General features: G+C 39.6%; 18 protein-coding genes and 1 pseudogene. 10 read left to right on the top strand and 9 right to left on the bottom strand.

What is annotated here, in order from left to right; genetic code table 11:
* Positions 1–7: 7 nt before the first annotated feature.
* The 4 genes from IPK31_07005 to IPK31_06990 all read right to left on the bottom strand — a co-directional run bounded on the left by IPK31_07005 (position 8) and on the right by IPK31_06990 (position 3,804).
* Positions 8–1,399: a sensor histidine kinase gene (locus IPK31_07005; GenBank protein MBK8087699.1), complete on the bottom strand. Its 1,392-nt coding sequence runs from the start codon at positions 1,397–1,399 to the stop codon at positions 8–10.
* 131 nt (positions 1,400–1,530) lie between these two features.
* Positions 1,531–2,442: a cysteine synthase A gene (cysK, locus tag IPK31_07000; GenBank protein ID MBK8087698.1), complete on the bottom strand. Its 912-nt coding sequence runs from the start codon at positions 2,440–2,442 to the stop codon at positions 1,531–1,533.
* A gap of 21 nt (positions 2,443–2,463) precedes the next feature.
* Entirely contained in the window at positions 2,464–3,276 is an 813-nt protein-coding gene (locus tag IPK31_06995) for a serine acetyltransferase (GenBank protein ID MBK8087697.1), read from the bottom strand.
* A gap of 174 nt (positions 3,277–3,450) precedes the next feature.
* The gene (locus IPK31_06990; protein MBK8087696.1) at positions 3,451–3,804 is read right to left on the bottom strand and encodes an arsenate reductase; all 354 of its coding nucleotides are present in this window, start codon (positions 3,802–3,804) and stop codon (positions 3,451–3,453) included.
* Positions 3,805–3,997: 193 nt separating this feature from the next.
* Between IPK31_06990 and IPK31_06985 the strand changes: the two genes are divergently transcribed.
* The 4 genes from IPK31_06985 to IPK31_06970 all read left to right on the top strand — a co-directional run bounded on the left by IPK31_06985 (position 3,998) and on the right by IPK31_06970 (position 7,323).
* Positions 3,998–4,507 carry a sigma-70 family RNA polymerase sigma factor gene (locus IPK31_06985; protein MBK8087695.1) on the top strand — a complete coding sequence of 170 codons (510 nt, stop codon included), beginning with the start codon at positions 3,998–4,000 and terminating at the stop codon, positions 4,505–4,507.
* Positions 4,497–5,123 (top strand): hypothetical protein, encoded by a 627-nt coding sequence (locus IPK31_06980; protein ID MBK8087694.1) that lies wholly within the window; start codon positions 4,497–4,499, stop codon positions 5,121–5,123. Before IPK31_06985 ends, IPK31_06980 begins: the two co-directional genes overlap by 11 nt.
* A 31-nt stretch (positions 5,124–5,154) precedes the next feature.
* A complete protein-coding gene (locus IPK31_06975) occupies positions 5,155–6,021 on the top strand; it encodes a TraB/GumN family protein (GenBank protein ID MBK8087693.1) in 867 nt (288 codons plus the stop codon).
* Between the two features lie 69 nt (positions 6,022–6,090).
* Complete coding sequence (locus tag IPK31_06970) at positions 6,091–7,323, top strand: ATP-binding cassette domain-containing protein (protein MBK8087692.1); 1,233 nt, start codon at positions 6,091–6,093, stop codon at positions 7,321–7,323.
* 91 nt (positions 7,324–7,414) lie between these two features.
* Here IPK31_06970 and IPK31_06965 read toward each other — a convergent pair whose 3' ends face one another.
* On the bottom strand, positions 7,415–8,146 hold the full coding sequence (locus IPK31_06965; GenBank protein MBK8087691.1) for an esterase: 732 nt from the start codon (positions 8,144–8,146) through the stop codon (positions 7,415–7,417).
* A 230-nt stretch (positions 8,147–8,376) separates the two neighbouring features.
* On the opposite strand from IPK31_06965, the gene IPK31_06960 reads away from it, so the two are divergent.
* From IPK31_06960 to IPK31_06950, 3 genes are all read left to right on the top strand, one after another.
* On the top strand, positions 8,377–8,973 hold the full coding sequence (locus IPK31_06960) for a NifU family protein (GenBank protein ID MBK8087690.1): 597 nt from the start codon (positions 8,377–8,379) through the stop codon (positions 8,971–8,973).
* A gap of 130 nt (positions 8,974–9,103) precedes the next feature.
* Positions 9,104–9,961: a carboxypeptidase-like regulatory domain-containing protein gene (locus tag IPK31_06955; protein ID MBK8087689.1), complete on the top strand. Its 858-nt coding sequence runs from the start codon at positions 9,104–9,106 to the stop codon at positions 9,959–9,961.
* Positions 9,962–9,970: 9 nt separating this feature from the next.
* Positions 9,971–10,543 carry a M23 family metallopeptidase gene (locus IPK31_06950; GenBank protein ID MBK8087688.1) on the top strand — a complete coding sequence of 191 codons (573 nt, stop codon included), beginning with the start codon at positions 9,971–9,973 and terminating at the stop codon, positions 10,541–10,543.
* Positions 10,544–10,546: 3 nt separating this feature from the next.
* Here the strand turns inward: IPK31_06950 and IPK31_06945 are convergent, their stop codons facing one another.
* Together IPK31_06945 and IPK31_06940 are read right to left on the bottom strand one after the other, a co-directional pair.
* Entirely contained in the window at positions 10,547–10,963 is a 417-nt protein-coding gene (locus tag IPK31_06945) for an OsmC family protein (protein ID MBK8087687.1), read from the bottom strand.
* Between the two features lie 91 nt (positions 10,964–11,054).
* Positions 11,055–12,162 (bottom strand): annotated as a pseudogene (locus IPK31_06940) (saccharopine dehydrogenase NADP-binding domain-containing protein).
* 75 nt (positions 12,163–12,237) lie between these two features.
* Here IPK31_06940 and IPK31_06935 point away from each other — a divergent pair.
* Complete coding sequence (locus IPK31_06935; protein MBK8087686.1) at positions 12,238–12,855, top strand: nicotinamide mononucleotide transporter; 618 nt, start codon at positions 12,238–12,240, stop codon at positions 12,853–12,855.
* A 54-nt stretch (positions 12,856–12,909) separates the two neighbouring features.
* On the top strand, positions 12,910–13,443 hold the full coding sequence (locus tag IPK31_06930; GenBank protein ID MBK8087685.1) for an ATP-binding protein: 534 nt from the start codon (positions 12,910–12,912) through the stop codon (positions 13,441–13,443).
* A gap of 6 nt (positions 13,444–13,449) precedes the next feature.
* On the opposite strand, the gene mtgA is transcribed toward IPK31_06930, so the two are convergent.
* Both mtgA and IPK31_06920 read right to left on the bottom strand, forming a co-directional pair.
* Positions 13,450–14,178, bottom strand: a complete 729-nt coding sequence (mtgA, locus tag IPK31_06925; protein ID MBK8087684.1) for a monofunctional biosynthetic peptidoglycan transglycosylase — start codon at positions 14,176–14,178, stop codon at positions 13,450–13,452.
* A gap of 23 nt (positions 14,179–14,201) precedes the next feature.
* On the bottom strand, positions 14,202–14,714 hold the full coding sequence (locus tag IPK31_06920; GenBank protein ID MBK8087683.1) for a hypothetical protein: 513 nt from the start codon (positions 14,712–14,714) through the stop codon (positions 14,202–14,204).
* 219 nt (positions 14,715–14,933) lie between these two features.
* Here IPK31_06920 and IPK31_06915 point away from each other — a divergent pair, with 219 nt between their 5' ends.
* Positions 14,934–16,055 (top strand): WG repeat-containing protein, encoded by a 1,122-nt coding sequence (locus IPK31_06915; protein MBK8087682.1) that lies wholly within the window; start codon positions 14,934–14,936, stop codon positions 16,053–16,055.
* The last annotated feature ends 56 nt before the right edge of the window (positions 16,056–16,111 follow it).

Here is a 16,111-nt window from a genome sequence, read left to right as displayed (position 1 = left end):
GGAATAATCAATTGCTAATTCTAGTAAGCGGAAACGAGCAGACAATGGAAGTTCCTTTTTCAGCCGATGAATTAATTTCAAAACTGCCTTCTGATTCTTTGCATCGGGTTTTCATGTTTATCAGGCCGTTTCCCCTTGTTGTACCGGGAATAAAACCGGTTCCGTTATCAGAAATTTGCAGATGAAGCTGCTCCTCTTTTATATGAATTTGTATAAAAGCTGCTGATGCACCGCTGTATTTGGCAATATTGTTAACGGCCTCTTTGCATACAAGCAGAATGTTTTTTTTGGCGTCTGTTTTTAACAGGAGTTGCTGAACAGGTTCCGTTGTTTCTATTTCAAGCCGGATGTTCTTTGCATCAAGCAGGGATGATGCAAACTGACGGATACGTATTACCAGGCTTTGTGTATCGTCGGTTTCTGCATTGATGGCCCAAACAAGATCACTCATGTTTTCCATCACTTTTTCTGATGTGAGTTTGATTTTATTCACGAGCTCACCCGCTTTTGCCTGGTTCTGTTGTATATATTGATCTGCCACCGTGCTGAAGATATTGATGCTGCTGAGTGAGGAGCCAACCTCATCGTGCAGTTCACGGGCAATTCGGTTTCTTTCCTGGTAACGGGTTTCCATAACCGCCTCTACCCGTTCGATATCTTTTTGCCTCACAAGCTCCCTTTGTTCTTCCAGCTCTTTCATAGCCTTTTCCTTTTCTTCATAAGTAATGCGGAGGCGATAGCCCATAGCGGCAGAAAATAAAAGCACATCAGCCACTTCACCAATAAACGTAAAGCCGAGGGCATAAATATTTCCAATACTGAAATGGTACACATAAGAGGCAAAAGCAAGAGCACCAGTTACGAGGAAGATTAAAGAACCGGCAAGTATGTACCGTTGAAACACGGTTGTTTTTCTGAATGCATAAATAAGAAGCACAACCAGTGAAATAACGATCAGCAGCAACCTCGATCCACGGAATAAATACCTGTTGCGGATTTCAATTGTATGAGTGAGCATCAGCACTACATGACATACAGCGATCAGCAAAATAATTGTTGAAAGTGTTTTCCAGAAAAAATAAAGTTTGCGGTGGCTATGCGGACGGATATCGAGAGCACGCCCTACAAATTCAATATAGCCATAATAAAAAAGAAGTTGCAATAACTCGTCCCAGAATTGAAAGAGCCAGGTACTGTGTGCATGGCCGCTTTGATCTTTTGACAATAATACCCTACTTAACAAAAATAAAGAAAGCAATAACAGATAAACCCAGTAATACAGCAACAGTCTTTCTTTTCTTTGAACGTACAATACGAGGTGATACATGAAAGCGAGTGAGGCACATCCAAGTGTGTACAGCAGGAGGTAGTAGTAAATGATTTCAGCAGCGGGATTCATGGCAATTGAAAATAAGTAATTGCGGCCAAAAGAATATCAAATTGAAGGAGATATTATGAAAGGGCAGGTTTACCCTAATAAAAAAGACATCGATCACCGATGTCTTTTTTTATTGAACAGAAATTTATTGATTAAAATAAACCATCAACACTGAAATAGCGTTCGCCTGTATCGTAATTAAAAATCAGTACACGGCTTCCCTTCGCCATTTCAGGAATTTTCTTTGCAGTTGCAGCCATGGTTGCGCCACTTGAAATTCCCTGGAAAATTCCTTCTTCACTTGCTGAACGGCGGGCATAATCAAATGCTTCATCTTTGCTTACCTGTATCACACCATCCAGAACAGTTACATCCAGGTTGGCAGGAATAAACCCTGCACCAATTCCCTGTATGGGATGTGGTGAAGGAGCACCACCGCTGATTACCGGAGATAGCTCCGGCTCAACAGCAAATACTTTTATATTAGGGAATTTCTTTTTTAATTCACGGCCAACACCGGTAATATGTCCGCCAGTACCAACACCCGTAATTAAATAATCCAGTCCCTCCGGAAAATCAGCAATGATTTCCTGTGCAGTTGTTTTTGCATGCACTTCAATATTCGCAGGGTTATCAAACTGCTGTGGCATCCAGCTGCCGGGAGTTGCTTCTATTAATTCTTTTGCTTTTTCAATAGCACCTTTCATTCCTTTTTCACGGGGCGTTAATTCAAATGTTGCACCGTATACACTCATGAGTTTGCGTCGCTCAATACTCATACTCTCGGGCATCACTAAAATAATTTCGTATCCTTTTACTGCAGCTACCATTGCCAAACCAATACCTGTGTTGCCACTTGTTGGTTCAATAATGATACTGCCGGGTTTTAATAAACCTTTTTTCTCTGCATCCTCAATCATGCTTAATGCAATACGGTCTTTGATACTTCCTCCGGGATTTGCTCTTTCCAGTTTGCTCCATACTTCCACATCAGCAGAAAATAAATGGTTGATCTTTACATGCGGCGTGTTGCCAATTGTTTCTAAAATGTTATTTGCTTTCATCTGTTTTCGTTTATAAAAAATTTAAATGATAAAGTTTAACGGTTCGGTAAAATCTTTTTTATCGGCGATAATGATTTGATTTTTTGTATACACTACACTGTGCGGAATTACACTTTCAATAATCCATGTGTTGCCGCCTACAATACTGTCGTGACCAATGACCGTTTTACCACCAAGAATAGTACTGTTAGCATAAATCACCACATTGTCTTCTATTGTTGGATGACGTTTGAACTGTGCATCTTCTTTTCTTACAGCAAGTGCACCTAAGGTAACTCCCTGGTACATTTTTACATTCTTTCCAATTACACTTGTTTCACCAATTACAATACCGGTTCCATGATCAATAAAAAACGGGCAGCCAATTACAGCACCCGGGTTAATGTCAATCCCTGTGCGACTGTGTGCCAGCTCACTCATCATACGTGGTAAAATAGGAATCTGTTTCTGATACAGCACATGCGTTAAACGGTAAACTATGATTGCCTGGAAACCAGGATAAGAAAGCACCACTTCTTCCAGCGATTTGGCAGCTGGATCAAATTCAAGAATAAGTTCTGCATCTTCAATCAATTGCTGTTTAATGTCGGGCAGTTCATCAAAATAATGTTCTGCTATTTCTTCTACATCAATTGAATAGTTCTGAGAGAGTGGTGTAAGAATTTCAATCAGCTTTTTTTGCAGGGATGCCTGCATTTTTATTTCTGCCTGATCAAAGGATTTGGGATCATGGATAACCGGGAACAGGTAATTGATTAATTCATCCGTAAATGAAACCACCGTTTGCCTCGATGGGAAATGACTGCTCAGCAGGTAGCCCGGAAATTTGCTCATAATAAAAGGTTTATTGCTTCAAAGTATTCGGCAAACATCTAACGATCGGTAGCTAAGTGCTGTTGACCGCAGATAAAAATACAGTTTATTTTCATTTTGTCTACCTGTCCGGTCGGATTATAAACTGTAAACAGCAATGATTGATAAAAAATGACAAACATTTAACAGGCGGGACTATTTCACCGCCTTCTTCAAAGCCTCTACCGTTTTTTTATCATTGCCGATAAAGATCTTACCGTTGAAGATGGTAACGGGTCGTTTCAGAAAGGTATATTCTTCCAGTATAAAGTTTTTATAATCGTCTTCAGTGAGTTGTTTGTCTTTGAGACCAAGCTCTTTGTATTTTAATGCACGGCGGCTGAACAGTGCTTCATAACTGCCCGAAAGGTTTTTCATTTCTTCCAGTTGTAATGGAGTGATCTTTTCTTCTTTAATGTTCTGCATTTCTGTTCCCGCCTTTACCACTTTTGTTTCCCTGATAATTGCCTGGCAGGTGGTGCAGCTGGCGAGATGATACATTTTTTTCATGTGTTATTTTTTATTGATTTTTGGCCACATAGGATATCCATAAAAAATTATCATCGCTATGTGAATAAATTAGCTCCCCGCCTGAATGACAAAGTCGGGCAGGGATAATTTTTTATGAATATTTCATTCAAAAAAAGATTTGCGTGTAACTTAATTGATTTTTGTACAACAAATACAAAAACCAACTGGTTGAATGATCGAAACCGCTGAACAGGAATTTTTGCAACTGGTAAATCAAAACCAGGGCATTATAAGAAAGGTGTGTCACCTCTATGGCCGCAATGATGCGGACAAGGATGACCTGTACCAGGAAATTGTTATTCAGCTGTGGAAATCATTTGATTCTTTTCGTGGCGAAGCAAAGTTCAGCACCTGGATGTACCGTATTGCATTGAACACAGCCATCAGCAACCTGCGGAAGCAATCAAGAAAAGTAGCACTCAGCTTTCCGGAATTTATACCAACAGAACAGGCGGATACGGATGAAGAAAAACTAAAAGAAGAGAAGCTGAAGGAAATGTATGCAGCCATCAGCCGCTTAACCGAAGTGGAAAAAGCTATTGTGATGCTTTTCCTGGAGGATAAAAGTTATGACGAAATGGAAGAGATTCTCGGTATCAGCAGCGGCACACTTCGTGTAAAAATGAACCGCATAAAAGAAAAATTAAGAACACTCACTAAAGCACAGGCATATGGAACTTGATCAGTTAAAAGAAATGTGGAGCGATGTGGGAAGCAAAGAACAAGGCCCGTCGGCAGATGAGCTGCAGGCACTGCTGCAAAAAAAATCAAAAAGCCCCATTGCAAAAATGAAACGCAACCTGTTAATAGAGTTGCTGTTAATTGTTATCATTTATGTTTTCACTGTGACTTACTATTTTTTAAATTATTCCGGTGGAATGCTCAGTGCCGCCTGGATGCTCATGGTAATTGGTGTGTTCTATGTTTTTTATTACCTGCGGAAAAGAAGACTGCTCAATCAAATGGAATGTGTAAGCTGTGAAATAAAATCGAATTTAAAAATGCAGCTGGTTACACTGGAGAAGTATGTACGGTTTTACATGATCTCCGGTACCTTATTGGTCCCGGTTGTTTTTGTTATAACAGGATTGATTGTTTTATTGTATTCACCGGAAGCTGCTTCTGTTCCAGCAGTAAAAACGACAAGTTTCCTGCTGAAATCATCCGCTGTTCTGTTTGTTGCAGCTATTGTATTTACTATTCCCATTTACTTCGCCAATAAATGGTATGTTCGTAAATTGTATGGTCAGCATATTGAAAGGCTGAAAAAGATTGTTGATGAAATGAATGAAGATTGATGTTTTATACCTGGCATCACAAAAAATAATTATGAAAAAACTGCAACTGCTTTCCTGCCTTTTATTTTTGATTTCTTTTTCTTCAATTGCTCAAACAAAAGAAAAAAGCAGCCTGCTATGGGAAATCAGCGGCAACGGTTTGCAGCAATCCTCTTATCTCTTTGGCACAGTGCATATCATCTGCAAAGAAGATTTCTTTTTCCCTGAAACACTGAAGGAGAAATTCCTGAGTGCCGATGCTGTTTTTCTTGAAATTGATATGGACGACCCGGCAATGATCATGAAGATGATGACATTGCTGCAATTACCGAAGGGACAAACCATCAAACAACTGTTTGGTGACACTGCGTTTAAACGGTTCGACAGCAGTTATAAAAAAATAACCGGATCTTCTGCTGCGATGTTCAATACGTTCAAACCATTTATGCTGATGAGCATGCTCACAGAAAAAACACTCAACTGCCCAACCCGTGAATCGTATGAACAAACTTTCATGACAATGGCGGCAAAAAATAAAAAAGAAATTAAAGGACTGGAAACAATCGAAGATCAAATCGCTGTGTTTGATGCTATACCTGACAGTGTAGAAGTGGCTAACCTGAAAGAGATGGTAAACGATTTTCAGAACCAGGTTACAGAGTTTGAAAAATTAATCAGCATTTATAAAACACAGGATATTGATTCTATCTTCAATTTAACACAACAGGGAACGGATGAGTTAAATGCTGAAGCAGAATTGCTAACTAAACGAAACAGCAACTGGATTCCGGTGATGAAAGCAAATATGCAGAAGGCTTCCTGCTTTTTTGCAGTTGGTGCCGCACACTTAGGTGGTGATATTGGTGTGATTGCTTTATTGAGAAAACAGGGCTATACTGTTAAACCGGTGAAACTATAATCCGAAACAAAGCGCTTACGGCAGATAGAAAAATAGTTGTTTATTTGTTGCTCAGACGAATATAGGCAGATGAACATGCAACACTACCTCGTATTTCTTTCCAACGCATTTAACAAACATTTTTTTATTCAGCAGCTGCTCGATAAAAAAGCGACCGGTGTTTTTGAACAGTTCAATGAAACAGAAGCAGCACTTTTTTCTTCGTACAGAATGCAGCAGTTTTTACTGGAAGAAGAGATTCATGGATCTTCAGGAATTGAAGATGCGGCAAGGCAAAGCCTTCGCTCTATGTCGAGTGGTGAACAAAAGAAAGCATTACTGAAACACCTCTTAGCACAAAAACCGGGTCTGCTTATTCTTGATAATGTATTTGACAATCTTGATGTGGAAGCACAACAATCACTAAGAATTGAATTAGGAAAAATTGCAGAACATACACCCATTATACAATTGCTGCACCGGCAAAGAGATGCACTTGATTTTATAAAGAACAGAATTACTCTTACTGAAAAAGGAGAAGCAGTTCCATTCAACCCAGCTGAAGAGAAAGAAGAAGCAACAACAGAACAAACGATCCCGGCACCACTTCACACATATAATTTAACAACAGATGAACTGGTTCGGTTTGCTAATGTGAATGTGAGTTATGATGGCAGGCCGGTTTTACAAAACATCAACTGGACCATTCATGCCGGAGAGTTCTGGCAACTGAAAGGCCCCAATGGCTCCGGTAAAACAACTTTGCTTACGATGATCACCGGTGATAATGTAAAAGGGTATGGACAGGAGCTGTTTATTTTCGGCAGAAAGAAAGGCAGTGGTGAAACGGTTTGGGAAATAAAAAATAAAGTTGGTTATCTCACTCCTGCCATGACAGATCTGTTCAGCACAAGACATACATTGGAGCAAATGATCATTTCCGGTTATGTGGATTCAATTGGTTTGTATACCATTCCAAGTGATATGCAGAAACGTGCAGCACATGAGTGGTTACAACTCTTATCAATGGAACGGAAGGCAAATAAATTTTTTGCTGATCTTTCTTCCGGCGAACAACGGATGGCATTGATTGCAAGAGCGATGGTGAAACATCCGCCACTATTAATTCTTGATGAACCGCTGGCTGGATTGGATGATCACAATGCAAACAAAGTAATTCAGCTTATTAATAAAATTGCAGCAGAAAGTGAATCAGCTATTCTGTATGTTTCGCATCAAACGGAAAAAGAACTGACCCCGCAGAAAGTATTTGAATTAACGAAAACAGAAAAAGGATCAATCGGGACTGTTGTGAATCATTGAGTTTTTCACCGCAAAGGCACCAAGGTGCTATGAAAAATAAGAGATATTCTTCTAATAAGGCTTGGCGTCTTTTGCGACTTAGCGGTTACTTTTAAAACCTCGTTTCCATATAATGCGGCATCAAATGTCTCCATGTATTCCAGTCGTGCGGCCACTCTTCACCCCAGATATCGAGTTCGTAATTAATATTCTTATCGTATAAAATTTTCGCAAAGCGACCGCTGCTTGATGGATCTTCATACGCACCGCTTCCACTAAAAATGTGGATGTGATTGCTTCTGCGGATTTGTTCCAAAACATTATGATCAGTTAAGTTGGGCATATAATGCATGGGGCTGTTGTAATACACCTGTTCATCATAAAATCCTTTGGTGTATTCCGTAAGATCATACACGCCACTCATGGCCAATACACCATTAATCAGATCGGGGCGTTTCAAAAATAAATTCATACTGTGCAATGCACCAAATGAAGCACCGCTTACGATGATCTGTGTATCCCATGAAGTGCTGTTGCGGATAAACGGGATCACTTCATTATAAATATATTCATTGAACTGGTTATGGCGGATGGCTTTGTGTTCACCCTGCATTTCATTATTCATCCAGCTTTCTGTGTTCATGCTGTTAACAGAAAACACTTTTACTTTTCCGGCTTCGATCCACGGTTTTAAGGTATCAATCAGCTGAAAACGCTCATACTCTAAATAATCAGCAGCGGCTGTTGGTACAAGCAGCAATGCAAAGCCATAATGACCGTATGTAACAATGGGCATTTCTCTTCCTAACGAGGGGCTGTACCAGCTGGCTAACTCTCTTTGCATAAACGGTCTGTTTAAAGGTGAATGTGTTTGAAATGAAGATAATCAAAAGGATGTTCAGATCGGTTTTCCGCCCCTGCTTCTGGCTGCAATTTACGATACAGGGAATTTTTAAGGGCATTACAGGGGGATTTGTCTCAAATTGGTCAATCTTAAAACAAAGACCGGTAAATCTTGTTATTTTTGTTTTACCCACCATAGCCTTGGCGAAGGGGGGCTTAAAGTTCTCGATTATGATTCAAACAGGAAACCCCGTTATCAGCATTTATACAGAAATGACCCCTAACCCGGAAACAATGAAGTTTGTAGCGAACAAACTCCTGTATCCCGGAAAGAGCATCGATTTCCCTGAAGTTTCTACAGCAGAAGCTTCTCCATTGGCACAGGAACTCTTTGGTTTTCCTTTTGTGAAAGCCGTGTTCATTGCCAGCAATTTTGTAACCATCACCCGTTCGGCTCCCGATACCGACTGGCAGGAACTGATTCCCAGTGTGCGCCAGTTTTTAAAGGACTACCTCGAGGAAGGTAAACCAGTGATTGATGAATCAAAAATTGTAACACCTGTAAAAGAAGATGTGGTATTGAGTGGCGATGAAAGTGATGTGGTGAAACGTATTCAGGAAATCCTGGAAAATTATGTAAAACCGGCTGTTGAAATGGATGGCGGCGCTATTCAGTTCAAAAGTTTCAAAGATGGTAAGGTGAACCTGATGTTGCAGGGAAGTTGTAGTGGATGTCCTTCATCTATGATTACATTGAAAGCAGGTATTGAAGGCATGATGAAGCGGATGATCCCTGAAGTGGAAGAAGTAGTGGCAGAAGCCGAGTAAAAAAATATTTTCCCCGTATAATGTTAAAGCGTTGCTATTAAGCAACGCTTTTTCTTTTTATTAAGATTTGAACGGATAGTTTAGCCAACATTATTCGACACGGTTCGATATTGAATCAAAACTATACGTTATGCGCTCCTTCAAAACAATGCTGCTGTTGATAGTTGTTAACATCAGCGCAGCGAATGCGTTTTCTCAAAATACGTTTCTGTTAAAAGGTACAATTGTGGATGAAGAAACAAACTCACCGCTTGTATACGCAAGCATTGGCATGCTGAACAGACCGGTTGGTACCATTTCTGATACAGTGGGCAATTATTTTTTTGAAATCAGCAACGAATACGTAAACGATACTTTACAGGTAAGTCATGCAGGGTATGAAACAAAAAAGCTTTTACTTTCTGAATTTGCAAAGCAAGACGACAAAACAATCAAGCTTGTAAAAAGAGTTATTTCATTGCAGGAAATTGTATTGTCAAACAGAAGTGGTGAAGAAGAAAGCTTCGGGCGAAATGCTTCAGGAAAATTGATGCAGGTATCGCTGCATAACAAAACCTCAGCCGACATGACGGTGGGCTCTGAAATGGGGATAAGGATCAAACCAAAATCACCGGCTTTGCTAAAAAATATAAACTGGTATATTTCGGCAAACAATTTTCGTTCAATTAAATTCAGGGTAAATGTTTACTCTGTGAAAAACAACATGCCCGACAGTCTTTCGACAGATAAACAGATTTTTGGTACTGTAGGCGAGTACATAACAGGATGGATACAGCTTGATCTTGAACCGTATAACATAAAAGTTGATAAGGATTTTATTATTACCATTCAGTGGATCGAGAGTAAAACAGACAATAAAGACAAACCAGTAACAATGATTCCGGCGGCAGTTTCATTTTCAAAAGACACTTACGTCCGTATTGCAAGCCAGGATAAATGGAAGCGGATGGGGCTAAAGTTGAGTTATTTTGTAACGGTAGTTTATTAGTTTAGATACATGAAACTTATCGGTTTAATTATATTCGTTTTTATCCCGCTGTTTCTTTTTGCTCAGCAACAATATAGTATTCATGATCTGAAGTCAGGTAAATTCAAAGCTGATACCAGTTATATTTACCAGCTTCCGTTTTCCAAACACAAAAAAGTATTTCTTATACAGGCTTATGAAAGCAACCTAAGTCATAAAGGAGAAGTTGCTCTTGATTTCAAAATTAAAAAAGGTACAAAAATCTGTGCAGCAAGAGAGGGAACAGTAATTGCGGCAAGAGGAGATTCAGATAAAGGCGGATTGAAACCTGAGAATTTATCTGATGGAAATTTTATCAGCATTCAGCATAGTGATGGATCAGTTGCACACTACTGGCATTTGCAGAAAGAGGGCGCTTTAGTAAAAGTTGGCGATGTTGTTGTCAGAGGTCAGTTGATTGGACTGAGTGGTAATACAGGTTATTCTGCATTTCCCCATCTTCATTTTGAGGTGAATCAAAACGGGAAACAAATACCCACCAGGTTTCAAACAAAAAAAGGCGCAAAATATTTGCGCCCTTCGAAGTTTTATCGTGCAGTGTAATGCTTATACCAATGTTGCATCGCTGCTGATTGCCAAACCTTTTCCCAGTAATGCAGAAATAGGACAGTTAGCTTCAGCATCTTTTACACACTCATCAAATTTTTCTTTGCTGATGCCGGGAACTTTAGCCGTTAAGATAAGATGTGATTTGGTTACCACGCCTTCTATCAGAGATATTTCACACTTTGTTTCTAAAGACTCCGGTGTAAATCCGGCAGCGCCTAAGATAAAACTCAGCTTCATTACAAAGCAGCCCGCATGTGCAGCTGCAATTAATTCTTCCGGGTTGGTGCCCACGCCGTTTTCAAAACGGGAGAGATATGAGTATTGTGTTTTAGTTAAAACGGTGCTTTGTGTTGTAAGGTGACCGTTACCTTCTTTTCCTGAGCCATTCCAAACGGCGGTTGCGTGACGTATCATAATGATTAATTTTTTGTTTGATTGAGGCGTAAAACTAAGGCAAAAAACCTTTTGTCAGCCACCTGTTCTTATGAATTGACGGTAAGTTGATCTATTTCTTTTTCCAGATCACCCCTCTTTCTTTGAGATAATTCAATACAAAATCAAAACAGGCTTTATCGTTGCCAATCAGCTCAGGAGGGAAGACTCCCTTTTTTGTTACCATCTTTTTAGCCAACAGGTTTACTGATGCGGTGCAGGTATAACCAGTTGTTCTTGCCATTGATGATAGTTGTGAAGCCTTGTCATAGTAATCCAGCAGGTTGTATTCAATTGTTTTTCCTTCGCCATGAATGATCACTTTCATTACGGTTAACTCTTCTTCCGTTTCGCCCAGCTTCCATTCATTGATTAGTAATTTGGAGGTGAATTGAAGGGGAGAAATATCTTTTCCGTCAACGTTTATTTTTTCTTCACTGAAAAAGCCGCTTTGCTTTAATGCAATGACGAGATCAATATGTCCCGGATAGCGTAAAGTCTTTTCCTTTTGTGTGGGCACATGCGGCATGGCGTACAGTAGTGAACGTAGACCATCCGTATTAAATGCTTCCAACGTACCAACGCCTTCAAACTGCATCATCTCCCGTTCTGTTAACGCCGGTTTTGTTACGATCTGTCCGTTTTCTTTCAGTCGTGCAGGTCTTGTGTATTCTTCAATTACATCAACAGGCGAAAAAGGTGCTTTGTAAAAGAAGGGAGGTTTTGGATGAACAGGTAATCCACCGACATAAATCTCAAAATCATCGATCTTCATTTCTTCATTGTACCTGCCGATGATAAAATTGCTCATACCCGGCGCTACCCCACAATCAACAATAGCGGTTACATTTTTTCTTTCGCCAATGCATCTAACTGCAAAACATCTTCAGGAAAAAAAGAAATGTCTGCTACATTCTTGCCACTTTCAATTACCGCCTTTAATGTATCAAAACCCATAAAGCCGGGAACAGCTGTTACAACCAGGTTGAAGGGATGTAAAAATGCGGGATATGCTTTGTAGTCTTTTAAATCCTGAACAACAGTTTGTATGTCTGCATTTTTTGCTGTAAAATTTGCAGGTTCTCTTTACTTACATCAAAAGAAGTAACAGCATAATTTTTTGCCAGGTCAAGAGCAATAGCCCTGCCTACCATACCTGCACCAAGAACAGCAATCGTCATACATGAAAATTTTTGCAAAGATGCCAGAAAAAAATTACAGCCGAATCTGAAAATTTAATTTCACTTTTGAATACAATGGAAACGATCTGGCAACAATTTATAACAGGCATGCAGCAAACAACAGCGTTGGAATACATTGCTGTTGCTTCGGGAATTGCAAGTGTTTGGTACAGCCGAAAAGAAAATATACTTGTATATCCTGTTGGGTTAGTTAACACGGTCATTTATATCTGGCTCAGTTTTAAGGGTCATTTGTTTGGCGAAGCCACAGTGAACTTTTATTATACAGTCATGAGTATTTATGGTTGGATTCTTTGGGCAAAGAGAGACGCAACTCAACACGCAGCTGTAAAGATTCAGTTTTCAGATAAGCGCTGGTGGGGTTATCAACTGGCCTTTTTTGCTGCTTTTTATATTGCACTTTATTTTTCACTTCAGTACCTGAAAGAAAACTTTGCGCCGGGAGCTATTCCCTGGGCCGATGCGTTTGCTGCGGCAACAGCTTTCACAGGCATGTGGTTAATGACCAAAAAGAAGGTGGAAAGCTGGTACTGGTGGATTGCCACCAATATTGCTTCTATTCCCCTGTACTTCGTTAAACAATATGTTTTTACCAGCGTTTATTATTTTATCTTATTGATCATGGCAGTTTTTGGCTTTCTGGAATGGATGCGAAAGAGTAAAATTACATAGTGTTATTACCGTTGTCTGGTATGCAATCAACAGTTATTTTGCAGTCCTTACGTTATGTTGAAAAAAATTGTCGTCATTGGCCCCGAATCCACCGGAAAGTCAGTTCTGTGTGAACAGCTTGCCCGGCACTATCATACAATATGGTGCCCGGAGTATGCAAGGGAATATTTAATTGTACTTGGAAGAAAGTATAATTATGATGATCTCCTTGTTATAGCACAGAAGCAGGAAGAGTTGGCAGAAAAATATACAGCAGATGCCGCTCAGAAAAAATACACTTCTATTTTCTTTGATACAGACATGCATGTGATGAAAGTGTGGAGCGAAGTTGTATTTGGTAAATGCCATCCGTGGATTCTTGAACATGCAGCCACTCAGCAAAGCGATCTCTACCTTCTTTGCAAACCCGATATTCCATGGATCGATGATGGTGTGCGGGAGTACCCTGAATTACAGGTTCGGAAGGACTTATATAAAATCTATAAGGAAATACTTTCCAAACAAAGAAAACCCTGGATTGAAATCGGCGGAAATTATGAACACCGTTTTGAAACAGCAGTTGTAGCAGTAGATGCGGTACTGAAATAATACCGCTTATTTTTTCTGATCAAAAATCAACAGAGCAATATCGGGGTCACTGTCAAGGTTATTCATTTGCCGGGTAATCCATCCGGAACGGACAGCAACATATCTTGACAAGGGCTTTACTGAATATTTTTTTGGATTGGGCAGGCAGGCAGCAATCTGTGCGGCTTCTGTTCTGCTAAGTTTAGAAGCAGGTTTATGAAAATATTTCTGACCGGCTGCTTCAATACCGTAAACTCCTTTGCCCATTTCAGCTACATTCAGATAAACTTCAAGAATTCTTTTTTTCCCCCATACCCACTCAATCATTTTAGTAAAATAAATTTCCAATCCTTTTCGCAACCAGCTTCTGCCCTGCCACAGAAAAACATTCTTGGCTGTTTGCTGCGATAAGGTGGATGCACCACGTACACGGTTTGGTTTTTTCTTATTGTATTCAATTGCTTTTTCAATATGCTTCCAGTCGAAACCGCCATGATCGGGGAAGAGCTGATCTTCGGATGCAATCACCGAAAGCCTTGCGTTAGACGACATGTTTTCAATTGACACATAATCCCGTTTCAAACCTTCTCCCTTCAGTACACTTACTAATTGAGTCATGGTAACGGGAGGGTTTATCCATTTCAACAGTATGATATAAATAAACTGTGCAATGAATAAAAACAAAAACAAACGTTTCAGAAAACGCAATGTTCTCTGGAGAAATGATTTTTTGGTTGCATTTTTCTTTTCAGCCATTGCTGCAATATACATGATGAATTTTAGTTGGGAACTTTTTCAGCTTTATAAAGATCCAGCACCTGCAGATCGTATTTTTCACCAATAATGTAACGTTTGTTTCCATTGGTTATTACACGTTTGATATTGTAGAACATGATCGGTGCATACACAAGAGTTACTCCGGCAATCAATGAAGTAACAAAGGGCTGACCGCTGATCACAAGGCCTGCTGTAAAAAGAGGGATGCCTGCGTTGGCATACAGGAAAGCTTCCTTGCTGAAAGGAATGATGCGTTCCTTTGCACCTGATTTTTTGTACACGGCAACGATTTCGTTTTTATGAATTCCGCCTCCGGAAAAAAAGATACTGTCGTTCTGAATAAGATAAATGGTGCCGCTGTATTTCAATCCAAGTTTTGTTTGAATGGTTATTGCCGAACCTTCGCTGTATCTTTTTTTTGCAATGCCATTCTTCCGCAGAATCAGCTGATTAAACTGGGCTGCAGCAGAAAAATGGAACAGCAGTATAAAACAAAAAAAGTAAATAGGTTTCATTATAACCATCAAAAGAACAACAGAATGATGAAAGAGAATGTTAAACCCGTAAATGTAAAGATCGGGAAAAAGGAAGGGCAGGAATACAGGGGATAAAATATGGAAGTCAGAGGAAAGACAGCCTTACCCCTCAGCGAAGAAATATACTGTGGTTAAAAATACCCAAGAGAGGGCATTCTATTCTTCTCAGAACATGGTAATCTTGTACAAACTATTTGCATGAAAAAAATTATTGTTGCCAGTTTTTTTGCAGGTCTGCTGTTTGCCTGCAACACTCCAACTAAAAAAACAGAAGCAACTGAAACCAAAGAACTTCCGGTACCTGATGAAATAATTACCCTGAAGTTGCAGGAAAAATTAAAAGGGCAATATGATAATGTGTGGGATGTTGCCGAGGGCTTTGATGCAGTTTTAAAAGACGGCAAGTGGGGCTTTGTTGACACCAGCGGGAAACTGGTCATACCATTGCAGTTTGAAAGCCCTTCACAGTTCAGGCATGGCTTTGCTACTGTAAAAAAAGACGGTAAAATGGGGATCATTGATAAGACAGGGAAGCTGCTGGTTGATTTTTTATATGACTACATTGGAGATTATAACGACGGTTTGTTTTCTGCCAGGGACTTGAAATCGAAATATGGGTTTATTGATTCAGCCAATAATGTGATCATTCCTTTTGAATATGATGAAGTAAATATTTCCTGGTTCAGTGGCGGAATTGCTATTCTGCAAAAAGGAAATAAATATGGAGCAGTTGATAAAACCAATAAAACTGTTGTGCCTTTTGAATACGATGAACTGGGGATTACAGATGGTTTTGCGAAGGGATATGTTGTTGGGAAAAAAGGAAACAAAACGTTGTTGGTTGATAAAACAGGACAACTGGTCAACCTGGCCAATATTGAATTGTATGAAAAAATTCAGCCGATTGAAAACAACCTGCTGGTTGTAAAAGAAAAAGCATCAGGGAAAGAAGGGATCATTGATCTTACAGGGAAAGTGATTATTCCGCTGAAATATAATTCTGTCTCTAATTTTTATAAGGGCTATGCAATTGTTGAAAGCGACAGTGGCAGATATCTGCTGGCTGAGGATGGAAAAACAGTTTTCGAACAAACACCTTTTCTTAATCTGCAGATTTTAAAAGAAAACCTGTTTTATGGAAACACAACAAAAGATGAAATCATGTACCTCTTTGATATTACCGGAAAGCATGTGGTAGAAGAAGGTTTCGGCAGTATTATACCAATGGCAGAGAATATGCTGCTTGTAAACAGAGATGGCAAAGCCTGGTATATTAATTATAAAGGAGAGAAAATTGCTGATTTGCCGAATAAGAGATAAAGAAATTCAAATATTTTTTAACACCCTGCTTTTGCGGGGTGTTTTTGTATTGAGCA

Source organism: Chitinophagaceae bacterium, assembly GCA_016713085.1.
GTDB lineage: Bacteria > Bacteroidota > Bacteroidia > Chitinophagales > Chitinophagaceae > Lacibacter.
This window is presented reverse-complemented; position numbering and strand designations above follow the sequence as displayed.

Excerpts from the sequence above, each read along its gene's own strand:
- IPK31_07005 (MBK8087699.1), bottom strand. The coding sequence starts at position 1,399 with ATGAATCCCGCTGCTGAAATCATTTACTACTACCTCCTGCTGTACACA.
- cysK (MBK8087698.1), bottom strand. The coding sequence starts at position 2,442 with ATGAAAGCAAATAACATTTTAGAAACAATTGGCAACACGCCGCATGTA.
- IPK31_06995 (MBK8087697.1), bottom strand. The coding sequence starts at position 3,276 with ATGAGCAAATTTCCGGGCTACCTGCTGAGCAGTCATTTCCCATCGAGG.
- IPK31_06990 (MBK8087696.1), bottom strand. The coding sequence starts at position 3,804 with ATGAAAAAAATGTATCATCTCGCCAGCTGCACCACCTGCCAGGCAATT.
- IPK31_06985 (MBK8087695.1), top strand. The coding sequence starts at position 3,998 with ATGATCGAAACCGCTGAACAGGAATTTTTGCAACTGGTAAATCAAAAC.
- IPK31_06980 (MBK8087694.1), top strand. The coding sequence starts at position 4,497 with ATGGAACTTGATCAGTTAAAAGAAATGTGGAGCGATGTGGGAAGCAAA.
- IPK31_06975 (MBK8087693.1), top strand. The coding sequence starts at position 5,155 with ATGAAAAAACTGCAACTGCTTTCCTGCCTTTTATTTTTGATTTCTTTT.
- IPK31_06970 (MBK8087692.1), top strand. The coding sequence starts at position 6,091 with ATGAACATGCAACACTACCTCGTATTTCTTTCCAACGCATTTAACAAA.
- IPK31_06965 (MBK8087691.1), bottom strand. The coding sequence starts at position 8,146 with ATGCAAAGAGAGTTAGCCAGCTGGTACAGCCCCTCGTTAGGAAGAGAA.
- IPK31_06960 (MBK8087690.1), top strand. The coding sequence starts at position 8,377 with ATGATTCAAACAGGAAACCCCGTTATCAGCATTTATACAGAAATGACC.
- IPK31_06955 (MBK8087689.1), top strand. The coding sequence starts at position 9,104 with ATGCGCTCCTTCAAAACAATGCTGCTGTTGATAGTTGTTAACATCAGC.
- IPK31_06950 (MBK8087688.1), top strand. The coding sequence starts at position 9,971 with ATGAAACTTATCGGTTTAATTATATTCGTTTTTATCCCGCTGTTTCTT.
- IPK31_06945 (MBK8087687.1), bottom strand. The coding sequence starts at position 10,963 with ATGATACGTCACGCAACCGCCGTTTGGAATGGCTCAGGAAAAGAAGGT.
- IPK31_06935 (MBK8087686.1), top strand. The coding sequence starts at position 12,238 with ATGGAAACGATCTGGCAACAATTTATAACAGGCATGCAGCAAACAACA.
- IPK31_06930 (MBK8087685.1), top strand. The coding sequence starts at position 12,910 with ATGTTGAAAAAAATTGTCGTCATTGGCCCCGAATCCACCGGAAAGTCA.
- mtgA (MBK8087684.1), bottom strand. The coding sequence starts at position 14,178 with ATGGCTGAAAAGAAAAATGCAACCAAAAAATCATTTCTCCAGAGAACA.
- IPK31_06920 (MBK8087683.1), bottom strand. The coding sequence starts at position 14,714 with ATGAAACCTATTTACTTTTTTTGTTTTATACTGCTGTTCCATTTTTCT.
- IPK31_06915 (MBK8087682.1), top strand. The coding sequence starts at position 14,934 with ATGAAAAAAATTATTGTTGCCAGTTTTTTTGCAGGTCTGCTGTTTGCC.